10 protein-coding genes are annotated in these 12,069 nt (G+C 65.1%); 9 read left to right on the top strand and 1 reads right to left on the bottom strand.

The annotated features are described in order from the left end of the window. Positions 1-6 precede the first annotated feature (6 nt). The 9 genes from CVM73_RS33805 (at position 7) to CVM73_RS33760 (ending at position 10,565) form a co-directional block, all read left to right on the top strand. Positions 7-2,085: a sensor histidine kinase gene (locus CVM73_RS33805; RefSeq protein ID WP_245452505.1), complete on the top strand. Its 2,079-nt coding sequence runs from the start codon at positions 7-9 to the stop codon at positions 2,083-2,085. Next, positions 2,055-3,800 (top strand): ATP-binding response regulator, encoded by a 1,746-nt coding sequence (locus CVM73_RS33800; RefSeq protein WP_100236100.1) that lies wholly within the window; start codon positions 2,055-2,057, stop codon positions 3,798-3,800. Before CVM73_RS33805 ends, CVM73_RS33800 begins: the two co-directional genes overlap by 31 nt. An 11-nt stretch (positions 3,801-3,811) precedes the next feature. Beyond that, on the top strand, positions 3,812-4,549 hold the full coding sequence (locus CVM73_RS33795) for a response regulator (protein ID WP_100236099.1): 738 nt from the start codon (positions 3,812-3,814) through the stop codon (positions 4,547-4,549). Between the two features lie 438 nt (positions 4,550-4,987). Then, on the top strand, positions 4,988-5,599 hold the full coding sequence (locus CVM73_RS33790; protein ID WP_100236098.1) for a sigma-70 family RNA polymerase sigma factor: 612 nt from the start codon (positions 4,988-4,990) through the stop codon (positions 5,597-5,599). 512 nt (positions 5,600-6,111) lie between these two features. Next, positions 6,112-6,807 carry a cytochrome c biogenesis CcdA family protein gene (locus CVM73_RS33780; RefSeq protein ID WP_100236096.1) on the top strand — a complete coding sequence of 232 codons (696 nt, stop codon included), beginning with the start codon at positions 6,112-6,114 and terminating at the stop codon, positions 6,805-6,807. Positions 6,808-6,838: 31 nt separating this feature from the next. Beyond that, positions 6,839-7,402 (top strand): thioredoxin family protein, encoded by a 564-nt coding sequence (locus CVM73_RS33775; RefSeq protein ID WP_100236095.1) that lies wholly within the window; start codon positions 6,839-6,841, stop codon positions 7,400-7,402. 103 nt (positions 7,403-7,505) lie between these two features. Next, complete coding sequence (locus CVM73_RS33770) at positions 7,506-8,480, top strand: hypothetical protein (protein ID WP_167407215.1); 975 nt, start codon at positions 7,506-7,508, stop codon at positions 8,478-8,480. Between the two features lie 366 nt (positions 8,481-8,846). Beyond that, positions 8,847-9,440 (top strand): L,D-transpeptidase family protein, encoded by a 594-nt coding sequence (locus CVM73_RS33765; RefSeq protein WP_100236093.1) that lies wholly within the window; start codon positions 8,847-8,849, stop codon positions 9,438-9,440. 87 nt (positions 9,441-9,527) lie between these two features. Further along, a complete protein-coding gene (locus tag CVM73_RS33760) occupies positions 9,528-10,565 on the top strand; it encodes an amino acid ABC transporter substrate-binding protein (RefSeq protein ID WP_100236092.1) in 1,038 nt (345 codons plus the stop codon). Between the two features lie 189 nt (positions 10,566-10,754). Here the strand turns inward: CVM73_RS33760 and CVM73_RS33755 are convergent, their stop codons facing one another. Next, positions 10,755-11,921, bottom strand: a complete 1,167-nt coding sequence (locus tag CVM73_RS33755; protein WP_100236091.1) for an acyl-CoA dehydrogenase family protein — start codon at positions 11,919-11,921, stop codon at positions 10,755-10,757. Between the last annotated feature and the right edge of the window lie 148 nt (positions 11,922-12,069).

The raw sequence follows: 12,069 nt of genomic DNA, 5'->3' as shown, positions 1-12,069 counted from the left end.
GGCCTGTTGGCTGCGCTTGGACATCACGACCACGCGGACAGGCCGCCCGGCCCGATCGGGCAGCTGCGCGCGCGACTCGTCGGCGTGCTGCGGGCGGTGCCGATCCGCTGGCGCATCCTGTCGATCGCCGCGCTGAACTCCGCCGTGGTGGTGGTGCTGGTGGCGATGATCTGGAACGGCGCGCAGGTGCTCGGCTCGGCCTGGGACGACGTGCGCCAGGTGCGGGAGTCCGACCGGATCCTGGCGCTGCTCGAAAGCGAGACCGGGCGGCTGCAGAACCTGATCCACCGCTACATCAACCAGCCGAGCCCGGACCTGTTCGCGGAGATCCTGCTGCTGCGCGAGGCGGTGCTGGGCACGCTGACCAATCGCGCCGCCAAGGACCCGATGCTGTCGGGCTCGGTGGAGGAGCTGGAGCGCACCACCGACCGCTTCCTCAACGGCTTCGGCGAGCTGCGCAGTGTGCAGGCGACCATCGCCAAGACCTATGAGGAGCAGGTGCAGGGCCCGGCCAGGGACATGGCCGGCCTCTACTCCATCATTGAAGGCGCCACCGGCCATCGCGATGCGCTGATCTGGCCCTCGCTCGGAAAATCCCGCGAGGCCTTCACCGCGATGCTGGTGGCGGCCAATTCCTATTATCTGTCGCTGTCACCGGGCGCGGCCGACGACGCCCGCCGCAACACCGAGACGATCGAGAAGACCATCCCGGTCATGATCGACCTCGCCGACAATGACCTCCAGAGGATGGCGCTGCAAAAGCTCGGGGCCCGCACCGCCGCGCTGCGGGAGGGCTTCGCAAAGCTCTCCGAGCAGCTGGCGAGCCGCACCGAGCTGTTGCGCAACACCATCGACGCTAGCCAGGCCGAGGCGATCGGGGCCATCGACGACCTCTCGACCAAGATGCGCAAGCGCGAGCAGAAGGCGCAGGAGACGTTTGACCGCACGCTGGCCGACATCTCTCGCCGCGTCCTCTCCATTGCGGTGATCTTCCTCGGCATCATCCTCACCGCCGGCGTCTTGATCGCGCTGTCGATCCGCCTGCCGCTGCAACAGATCATGGCGGCGATGCGCGCGATCACGCTCGGCGATCTCGACCGCGAGGTGCAGGGCACCAAGGCACGCGATGAGGTCGGCGCCATGGCGCGCGCGGTGGAGGTGTTCCGCGAGAACGCGATCGCGAAGCGCGAGACCGAGGACGAGCTGCGCGCGTCGAAGGAGAAGGCCGAGAGCGCACTGCTCGAGCTCAACGCCGCGCAGCAGAACCTGATCGACGCCGAGCGGCTCGCCGCGCTCGGCGGCCTGGTCGCCGGCGTCGCCCACGAGGTCAACAATCCGATCGGCATCAGCCTCACCGTGGCCTCCAGCTTTGCCCGGCGCAGCGAGATCTTCGAAGCCCAGCTCAAGGGCGACGGCGCCTTGCGCCGCTCGCAGCTGGAAGAATTCGTGCAGTCCTCGCGCGACGCCTCGCAGCAGCTCGTCGCCAATCTCCAGCGCGCCGGCGAATTGATCCAGTCGTTCAAGCAGGTCGCGGTCGACCGCTCGCATGCCGAGCGGCGGCAGTTCAGCTTAAGCGAGGCCACCGACCAGATCATCGCCAGTCTGCGCCCGGTGCTGAAGCGCTCGCCGATCACGCTGGAGGTCGACGTGCCCGAGGGGCTGCTGCTCGACGGCTATCCCGGCTCCTACGGCCAGATCCTGACCAACCTCTTCCTCAACGCCGCCAACCACGCTTTCGCCGACGGGCGCGCCGGCACGATCTCGATCTCGGCGCGGCCGCGCGGGACCGAGGACATCGAGATCAGCTTCGCCGATGACGGGGCCGGCATGACCCCCGACGTGCAGCGCCAGGCCTTTGACCCTTTCTTTACCACCCGGCGCAATGAAGGCGGCACGGGACTTGGCCTGCATATCGTCTATAACCTCGTCACCCAGCAGCTCGGCGGCCGCATGATGCTGGAATCCAAGCTGGGACAAGGCACTACTTTTCGCATTATCATGCCCCGCCTCGCCAAGGGCGGCGCGCAAAGCACAGAGACTGACGGGACTTCTCAATGGCCGAACAGGACGATGTCCTCCACCTGATCGACGATACCGGTACCGCGTCGGAGGATAGCAACGCCCGGAAATGGAAGATCGCCGTCATCGACGACGATCCGGCCGTGCATGACGGCACGCGTTTTGCTCTCTCGGATTACAGCCTGAACGGCCAGAGCCTGGAGATCCTGTCGGCCTATTCCGCTGCGGAAGGCCGCAAGCTGATGGCCGAGCACGGCGACATCGCCGCCGTGCTGCTCGACGTCATCATGGAGACCGACGTCGCCGGCCTCGAGCTGGTCGAGTTCATCCGCAACGAGATCCGGAACGAGACCGTGCGCATCATCCTGCGCACCGGCCAGCCCGGCCAGGCGCCGGAGCGGCGCGTGATCGTGCAGTACGACATCAACGACTACAAGGCCAAGACCGAGCTCACCGCCGACAAGCTGTTCACCTCGCTGACCGCGGCGCTGCGCTCCTATCAGCAGCTCGAGCGCATGGTGCAGACGCGGCGGGGGCTCGAGATCATCATCGACGCCGCCTCGACGCTGTACGATTTCAAGTCGATGCAGCGGCTCGCCGAGGGCGTGCTGACCCAGCTCGCCTCGCTGCTCAACGTCGATTGCGCCGGCATCCTGGTGCTGCGCGACAATGGCGGCACCGATCCCGAGCTCTCGGTGCTCGCCGGCAGCGGCTGCTACAGCCGCTTCATCGGCACCACGTCCTCGAAGGCGCTCGACCCCGAATTGCGCGAGATGGTGGAAGCCGCGTTCCAGCGCCGCAAGAACGAATTCGCCGACCACCGCAGCGTGATCTATTTGCGCACCGGATCCGGCCGCGAGGTCGTGGTGCTGCTGCAGGCCGAGCGCGAGCTGTCGGAGACCGACCGCTCGCTGGTCGAGATCTTCTCCAGCCGGCTCTCGATCGCCTTCGATAACGTGATCCTCTACCAACAGCTGCAGGACGCCAACACCCAGCTCGAAGACCGCGTCGCCCAGCGCACCCGCGCGCTGATGCAGGCCAACCGCCGGCTCTCGGCGCAATGGCTGCGGCTGCAGCGCGCCAACGGCTTCAAGAACGAGATTCTGGGCACCGTCGCGCACGATCTGAAGAACCCGCTCGGCGTCATCCTCGGCCGCACCGAGATGCTGAAGGAGCTGATCTCGACCGGCGCATCGATGGGCGGCGTGGTCGCCCAGGTCGACCACATCCGCGACGCCACCAAGCGCCTGACCACGATGGTCGATCATTTGATCTCGGATGCGATGGCCGATGCTTTCGACATCACCATCCGCCGCGAGGCGGTCGACGTCGCGGCCCTGGTCAAGGAGGTCGCCGAGCCCAACCAGCCGCTCGCCGTCAACAAGCAGCAGGCGATCAACGTCATCGCGCCGCCCAACATCGTCACCATGTGCGACACCGACCGCATCCGCGAGGCGATCGACAACCTTATCAGCAACGCCATCAAATACTCGCCGATCGGCGGCAAGATCGGCGTCGTCGTCATTCATGACGGCAGCGACACCATCGTCCGCGTCAGCGACGACGGCGCCGGGCTGTCGCCGGAGGATCTCGGCCGGCTGTTCGGCCGGTTCCAGCGGCTGTCGGCCAAGCCGACCGCCGGCGAGAGCTCGACGGGGCTTGGGTTATCCATCGTGAAGCGTATCATCGACATGCACGGCGGTGAGGTGACCGCCGACAGCGAGGGCCCAGGCAAGGGCTCGACCTTCACCATCACCCTTCCCGCGACCGAGATGCCGTGACTTAAGAAGCCATGACCCAAAGCCAGCACATCATGATCGTCGACGACGAGGCCCCGGCCCGGGAGATGGTCGGCGATTACCTCAAGATGCACGGCTTCACCGTGACGCTGTGCGACGGCGGCAAGTCCTTGCGCGCCGCGATCCAGGGCAGCATGCCCGATCTCGTCGTGCTCGATCTCAACATGCCCGAGGAAGACGGGCTCTCGATCATTCGCGACCTCAAGAGCCGCATCAACGTGCCGGTCATCATGCTGACGGCGACCGCGAGCCCGATCGATCGCGTCGTTGGGCTCGAGCTCGGCGCCGACGATTACGTGGCAAAGCCCTGCGAGCTGCGCGAGCTGATGGCGCGCATCCGCTCGGTGCTGCGGCGGAGCGGGCCGGCCAAGGCTGCTACGCAGGATGCATCGGCGGCGAAATCGGACAAGGACCAGTTGGTGCGCTTCGGCACCAAATGGCTCGATCTCGAAGCGCAGGCCTTGCGCGACGACGAGGGCAACGAGCATCCGCTGACGGCGTCCGAGTTCGGGCTGCTCAAGGTGTTCGCCGCCAATCCGAAGCGCGTGCTGTCGCGCGAGCGCCTGCTGGAGTTGGCCAATGCGCGCGACGCCGAGGCCTTCGACCGCGCCGTCGATCTGCGCATCATGCGCATCCGCCGCAAGATCGAGCCTGATCCGGCAAAACCGGCCGTGATCCGCACCATCCGCGGCGGCGGCTACCTGTTCTCGCCGTCGGGCGAGAAGGCGTAAGCAGCCTCACAACTCCGCCGTCGTCCCGGACAAGCGCGCCTCAAGCGCGCGCCGATCCGGGACCCAGCAACAGGGCTGGTTTGGCGCGAGGGCGGTCACTCCGAGTCTTCGTCAAACTGCATCCTGTGATTATGGGTCCCGGGTTCGCTTCGCGCCCCGGGACGACAGGCGAGTGTTTGGCGGGACCGAACGCAAAGTCCGGAAATTCGTTCCCGGTTGCTCAGTCTGCCCTCCAAATCCCCACACCCGCATTTTCCGTACATTGAAATTCCACGACTTTTTGCCTCGAATGTTTCGTCGCGCCCTTCCCGACGAAACAATTTGGCGGCGCACGAAACCATTTTCCGCTTTTCGTGCAGACGTCCCGAAACGTTGGCTCATTAACACTTTGGTCCAAGGAAACGCCGCTCGGTTGCGGCGCTACGGGGAGCCAAGTCCATGCGGAACGTCATTGCCATCAACGCCCAAGCCAGCCAGAGCATCATTGCCGCTCAGGCGACCTCGGACGACATGCTGCTCGAAAGCATCGCCGACGGCAACCGGACCGCCATGCACATCCTTTATTGCCGGCATAATGTGCGGGTGTACCGCTTCATCCTGCGCATCGTGCGCGACGCCACCACGGCCGAAGACCTGGTCAGCCAGGTGTTTTTGGACGTGTGGCGGACCGCCGGCCAGTTCCAGGGCCGCTCGCAGGTGTCGACCTGGCTGCTCTCGATCGCCCGCTTCAAGGCGCTGACCGCGATGCGCCAGCGCCGCTTCGAGGACATCGACCAGGAAGACGTGCGCCAGATTCCCGACGGCTGCGACACGCCGGAGACCTCGCTCGACCGCAGCGACACCAGCGCCATCCTGCGCGCCTGCGTGCAGAAGCTGTCGCCGGCGCATCGGGAGATCATCAACCTCGTCTACTACCACGAGAAGTCGGTGGAGGAGGTCGGCCAGATCATCGGCATCCCCCAGAGCACGGTGAAGACCCGGATGTTCTACGCCCGCAAGCAGCTGGCCGATTTGCTTAAGGGCGCCGGCGTCGATCGTTTCGCGGCCTGAACACAATGATTTCAGGGGGATAGGACCATATCTCAGGCCCTGTCCCCGGACACGGAAGTGTTACCGCCGACGAAACAATTGAAACAATCGACAACATCAGGCGGAAAAACTTCCCTCCTATAAAGCTCGCATACGGTTTCGTTAAACCTCCCAAGACCTCCAACGACCCGGACGGGATGCCCCCCTCCGGGTCGTTTTGTGTTTTGGGGGGCGAGGCTCTCACCGCGCACTCCCGCCTCTCCCGCTTGCGGGAGAAGCCGACGCGTGCGGGCGATGCGAAGCACCGTCCCGCGTGCGGCGGGTGAGGGTTCTTTCCTCTGGGGGAGTATCTCGTTGCGGACACCCTCTCCCCCGCCCTCCCCCGCAAGCGGGGGAGGGAGCGCACCACCGCTATCGCCGGCACTGTTGCTCTCCCCGCCAAATCAGCTTCGCCCGTCACGAACGTGTGACGACGCGTAACGAGCGCCGCATCCATCCCGAACAGCCCTCGTGACCTCCATCACGAGTGCCCGATGCTCGAACTGCTCTTCGCCGTCCTCGCCGGCCTCCTCACCATCGCCGCGCCGTGCACGTTGCCGATGTTGCCGATCCTTCTCGGCGCTTCGATCGGGCGCGCGGGGCATCTGCGCCCGGCGATGATCGCGCTCGGCTTCGTCATTTCCTTCTCCACAGTCGCGCTGCTGCTCGGCGCGATCACGCAGGCATTCGATTTCGATCCGAATGTGCTGCGCGAAGCCGCATCCATCCTGCTGCTCGGCTTCGGCCTGTTGATGCTGTGGCCGGCCCCGTTCGAATGGCTGTCGATCCGGCTCAATGGCTGGCTCGATCTCAGCTCAGGCGGCGCGCAGCGCGAGGGCGCGCTCGGCGGACTGATCCTCGGCACCACGCTCGGGCTGGTGTGGACGCCCTGTGCCGGCCCAGTGCTCGGCTCGATCCTGACACTGGTGGCGACCTCAAAGAACCTGACCTGGGCCGGCACGCTGCTGGTCGCCTATGCCATCGGCGCGGCGATCCCGATGCTGGCGATCGCCTATGGCGGACAGGTCGCGACGACACGGGTACGCAGCCTCGCGTGCATCTCGCCGCGGCTGCAGCAGGGCTTTGGCGTCGTCGTCATCGCCTTCGCGGTCGCCGCCTATTTTCAATACGACACGCTGATCGTGGCGTGGCTTACCGGCTTCTATCCCACCGGCCAGATCGGCCTGTGATCATCGAAGATTTCACCCGGAGGACGCTTCCATGACTGTCAAACTGCTCGCCGTTTCCACCGCACTGATCGGCTTCACCGTCACAGGCGCCGTCATCCCCGGCATCTGCAACGAGGTGTCCCGCGCGGCACCGCTCCGCGTCGCCGCCGCAAGCCAGCAGACCGCGCCCGACTTCACCGGCATCACCAGCTGGTTCAACTCGAAACCGCTCAGCCTCGCCGACCTCCGCGGCAAGGTCGTGCTGGTCGATTTCTGGACCTATGGCTGCGTCAACTGCGTCAACACACTGCCGCATGTCACCGATCTCTATGCCAAGTACAAGGACAAGGGCCTGGTCGTGGTCGGCGTGCACACGCCGGAATTCCCGTTCGAGCGCTCGGCCGCCAACGTGCAGGCCGCGCTGAAGCGCCACGGCATCACCTATCCGGTGGCGCAGGACAACGATTCCAGGACTTGGAACGCCTATCGCAATCAATACTGGCCGGCGCAGTACATCATCGACCAGACCGGCAGGATCGTGTTCCAGCACGCCGGCGAAGGGGCTTACGAGCAGATCGACCGCACCGTGGCAAGGCTGCTGAACGTCGACAGCTGACGCCGCGCGGCCATCGCGGGGCGGGTTTCAGTTGTCGCCCTTGTTGCTTGACTCCACGGACCCGTCCGTGGAGTTTCGCGAGCGACGCAATCAGCCGCACGCAATGGACGACACGCCCAGCCATAGCGACATTCGCCTTCGTGAAGGCTCCTCGATCGCGCAGCGGCTGGTCATGTCCGGCTTTGCGGTCGCCGTCGCGCTGTGCTTCACGCCCGGCCTGTTCACGCACGACATTCTGGAGATCATCATATCGGTGGCTGCGCTGCTCGTGGGCGCGGGGTTCGTCGTCGGCATCATGCTCGCACCGGCCGTGGTGTGGATCATCACGCCGAACGAGATCTTGATCGGGCGACAAAGCCCGTTCGGAAAGCTGCGCACGCGCATCGTCGCGAAAGACGACATCACGGGGTTACAGGTTCCCGGCAGCAAGAGGGTGAAGGCCCGCTTTCAACTCGTCTTCACGCTGGCCTCAGGGGAACGCCTGGCGTCCCCGCCGATCGCCGACGTCACCCATGTTCGTGACACGGTCGCCCGGATCGCGACGCAGTTCGAGGTTCCCAATGTCGAGGAGCCCGTCAATCCGCTCGATGCCAGCAATCCCGAGATGCAGCTTGGCGAACCGCTGGAGCCGTTTTCCGTCAGGGACATTCGGATCGTGTCCCTGATCGCGATCGCCCTGTGCGCTGTGCCCTACGCCTACAAGCTCTGGCGCGGATGGCCGCCCAGCCATGTCGACATCCTGCTGCTGCCGCTCGGTGCGATCGCCGCATACGCCGTGCACCGATACGCCAACCTCGTGACCGGCGCCTTCTGGATCATCCGGCAGAACGATATTCGCGTCGAACGCCTGTGGGGCGACGGCAGCTTGCGCGCCGACCATATCGCCGGGCCCGACGTGAAGGCGATCACGGTCGACCGCCGCGGCCGGTCCGAGGACGAGCACTGCATCGTCACGATCCGGTTGCATTCGGGACGGAGGTTTCGCAGCCCTCGTATCGGGTCGCGGGTCGAGGCGCGCGCGGTGGGGACGGAGATCGTAAGGCGGCTGGGGATCGCGGCGGAGAGCAATAAGATTTGACGGAATGCCTGTTGGGTCAGACGATTTGGCCGCGAACTCGGTCTGAGCCTCTCCCGCTTGCGGCAGAGGTCGACGTGCTCGAAGAGCGCGGCGGGTGAGGGTTCTATCCTCCTGGGGGATTCTTTTTGTGGAGACACCCTCTCCCCCGCCCTCCCCCGCAAGCGGGGGGAGGGAGCGCACCGACTGTGCAGCCGCCGACACTGCTTTTCGCGCCATCCCCTGTTCGTGGCATTGCTCCGGCGCCGTCAAAAAACCAAAGCATTCTCGTGACATGCCAGGACGGCGCGCCATCAACTTGCCATGAACCTGCCCCTCAGGTTTGATGGTTCCGAATGATTTGCGCTGTGGCAGCGGGGAGAGCTTGAAATGACGGATTTTCGTCGCCTGACCGGGATTTTCATGGCTGCGATGGGACTGGTCCTGTCCACGCCGCAGGCCTTCGCCCAGCAGCCGGACCGCGGCGACGAGCCGGGCCTGATCGCCGACGACGGCTACCAGCTCGAGCCGGAATGGCAGAAGCAGGTGGTCTACTTCCGCACCACCGAAGCGCCGGGCACCATCATCGTCTCGACCGCAGAGCGGCACCTCTATCTGGTGCAGCCCGGTGGGCGCGCGATCCGCTACGGCATTGGCGTCGGCCGCGACGGTTTTCAGTGGCAGGGGCTGGTGACCATCACCAACAAGAAGGAGTGGCCGGACTGGACGCCGCCGCCGGAGATGATCCAGCGCCAGCCTTATCTGCCGCGCTTCATGGCCGGCGGCCCCGGCAATCCGCTGGGCGCCCGCGCCATGTATCTGGGCACCACGGTCTACCGCATCCATGGCACCAACCGGCCCGACACGATCGGCACCAAGGTGTCCTCGGGCTGCTTCCGCCTCGTCAACAACGACGTCGCCGATCTCTACGATCGCGTCCCTGTCGGGACCAAGGTCGTCATCCGGCAGAAGCCCGAACTCTAAGGGCTATGGTTCGAGCATGATCGCACCGATCATGCTCTCCTCCTCCTCCAAATTCCTTTCCCCGATAACTTTCGAGAGAGAGACATCATGCGTACTTTTCGTGGCGGCCTGCTGATCGGGCTCGCGGTCGCCGTACTGGTCGGCGTCCTCGCCATCATCTATGAATTCTACGACACCCGCACCCTGAAGCGCACCGTTCGCCGCGGCGAAGTGCTGTGCGGCGTCAACAAGGGCCTGCCTGGCTTCTCATATTCGGAAGACAACAAGAACTGGACCGGCTTCGACGTCGATTTCTGCCGCGCGGTCGCCGCGGCGATCTTCAACGACCCGGCCAAGGCGAAGTTCATTCCGCTCGACGCCAGCGAGCGCTTCAAGGAATTGCAGAGCCGGAAGGTCGACATCCTCTCGCGCAACTCGACCTGGAGCATGGCGCGTGAGCTCGACTACGATCTCTATTTCCCTGCCGTCGCCTATTACGACGGTGCGGGCTTCATGCTGCCGCGTTCGCGCAACAAGGAAACCTCGCTGGATCTGACCGGCAGCAAGGTCTGCGTGCAGGCCGGCACCACGACGGCGCTAAACGTTGCCGATTACTTCCGCGCCAACAACATGAAATATGAAGAGGTCAAGTTCGACAACCTCACCGACGTGGTGAAGGCCTACGACACCGGCAAGTGCGACACGCTCTCCGCCGACGTCTCGCAGCTCTACGCGCTGCGGATCAACCTGTCCAAGCCCGGCGACCACATGATCCTGCCGGACATGATCTCCAAGGAGCCGCTCGCCCCCGTCGTGCGCCAGCGTGACGACGACTGGATGATGATCGTGAAGTGGACGCTGTATGCGATGATCAACGCCGAAGAGCTGGGCGTGACCTCGGAGAACATCGACGAGGCCCTGAAGTCGAAGAAGCCGGAAGTGATGCGCCTCGTCGGCACCGAGGGCAATTACGGCGAGCAGCTCGGCCTCACCAAGGACTGGGCCGCGCGCATCATCCGCCACGTCGGCAATTACGGCGAGATGTACGAGCGCACGATCGGCGAGAAGTCCAAGCTGAAGATCCCGCGCGGCATGAACCAGCTGTGGAACGCGGGTGGCGTGCAGTACGCACCGCCGATGAGGTAGGCGGTCTAGCCATCGTCATTGCGAGCTTGAGCCAAAGCTCGCGCCACACGCTCAGCCGTCATCGCCCGGCTTGACCGGGCGATCCAGTATTCCAGAGACGGTTGTGATCAATCGAGAGGCCGCGGCGTACTGGATCGCCCGGTCAAACCGGGCGATGACACCGAATGCGAGGCGACGGCGGGCCTCGCCTCAATACCCCCGCGCCCGCGCCAGCTGCTCGGTGTGGTAGTTCGCGTCGCCGAACAACTCCTCGCAGACCCGGGCGCGCTTCATGAAGAAGCCGATGTCGAACTGGTCGGTCATGCCCATGCCGCCATGCATCTGCACGCCTTCCTGCACCGCGCGGGTGGCGGTCGTGCCGGCACGGGCTTTGGCGACGGCAACGGCTGATGCAGCCTTGGCGACGGCAACGGCTGATGCAGCCTTGGCGACGTCGGCGTCCAACGCCTGCAGCGCTTTCATGACGGCGGCGCGGGTGATCTCGATGTCGACATAGAGTTCGGCGGCGCGATGTTGCAGCGCCTGGAATTCGCCGATCAGCTTGCCGAACTGTTTTCGGCTCTTCAGGTATTCGACGGTGCGGCCAAAGACCTCGTCGCTGAGGCCAACCATTTCGGCGGCGACGGCGCCGCGGCCGATGTCGAGCACGCCATCGAGCAGGCTGGCTGCCTGATCGACCTCGCCGAGCACGCTGTCGGCGGTAACCTCGACATTGGCGAATTCGATCCGCGCCGCATTGTGCGCGTCGACCATGATGGTGCGCTCGATCGCAACGCCCTTGGCCGCTGGGTTCACCAGGAACAGCGTCAGGCCCTCGCGCTCGCCGGCCGAGCCGGCGGTGCGCGCGGCGACGATGAAGAGATCTGCGACGTGGCCGTCAACGACCAGCGCCTTGGCGCCGGAAAGTTTAAAACCGTTGCCGGCGCGCACGGCCTGCAGGCTGGTCTGCAGCGGACGATGCTTGGCGCCCTCGTCGATCGCAAGCGTTGCGAGCAGCGAGCCGCTCGCGATCTTCGGCAGATATTCCGATTTCTGCGCGGCATTGCCGCCGCGGTTCAGTGCCGAGGCCGCGACCACGCTGGTGGCGAGGAACGGCGAAGGCATCAGGGTGCGGCCGATCTCCTCCATGACGACGCCGGCTTCGACATAGCCGAGGCCGCTGCCGCCGAACTCGTCCGGCACGAGCAAGCCGGCAAAACCCATCTCGGCGAAGGAATGCCAAAACTCCTTGGAGAAGCCGGTGGGGTCCTTGCTGTCGCGCAAGTGGCGCAGGTGCGACACCGGCGCCTTGTCGCTGATCAGCCCGCGCGCGCTGTCGCGGAGCATGGATTGTTCTTCGGTGAGGACGAGGGCCATGGTGCGTGTTTCCGATTCGAATTCTATTTGTCTTCGTCATTCCGGGATGGCCCGAAGGGCCAGGCCCGGAATCCATTTCACCGCGGAGAATGCCGCCTGATGGATTCCGGGCTCGCCGCTATCGCGGCGCCCCGGAATGACGTGTGGT

Source organism: Bradyrhizobium forestalis, assembly GCF_002795245.1.
GTDB lineage: Bacteria > Pseudomonadota > Alphaproteobacteria > Rhizobiales > Xanthobacteraceae > Bradyrhizobium > Bradyrhizobium forestalis.
The sequence above is the reverse complement of the archived record's forward strand: the minus strand, read 5'-3'. Positions and strand labels throughout refer to the sequence as shown.

Excerpts from the sequence above, each read along its gene's own strand:
- CVM73_RS33800 (WP_100236100.1), top strand. The coding sequence starts at position 2,055 with ATGGCCGAACAGGACGATGTCCTCCACCTGATCGACGATACCGGTACC.
- CVM73_RS33795 (WP_100236099.1), top strand. The coding sequence starts at position 3,812 with ATGACCCAAAGCCAGCACATCATGATCGTCGACGACGAGGCCCCGGCC.
- CVM73_RS33790 (WP_100236098.1), top strand. The coding sequence starts at position 4,988 with ATGCGGAACGTCATTGCCATCAACGCCCAAGCCAGCCAGAGCATCATT.
- CVM73_RS33780 (WP_100236096.1), top strand. The coding sequence starts at position 6,112 with ATGCTCGAACTGCTCTTCGCCGTCCTCGCCGGCCTCCTCACCATCGCC.
- CVM73_RS33775 (WP_100236095.1), top strand. The coding sequence starts at position 6,839 with ATGACTGTCAAACTGCTCGCCGTTTCCACCGCACTGATCGGCTTCACC.
- CVM73_RS33770 (WP_167407215.1), top strand. The coding sequence starts at position 7,506 with ATGGACGACACGCCCAGCCATAGCGACATTCGCCTTCGTGAAGGCTCC.
- CVM73_RS33765 (WP_100236093.1), top strand. The coding sequence starts at position 8,847 with ATGACGGATTTTCGTCGCCTGACCGGGATTTTCATGGCTGCGATGGGA.
- CVM73_RS33760 (WP_100236092.1), top strand. The coding sequence starts at position 9,528 with ATGCGTACTTTTCGTGGCGGCCTGCTGATCGGGCTCGCGGTCGCCGTA.
- CVM73_RS33755 (WP_100236091.1), bottom strand. The coding sequence starts at position 11,921 with ATGGCCCTCGTCCTCACCGAAGAACAATCCATGCTCCGCGACAGCGCG.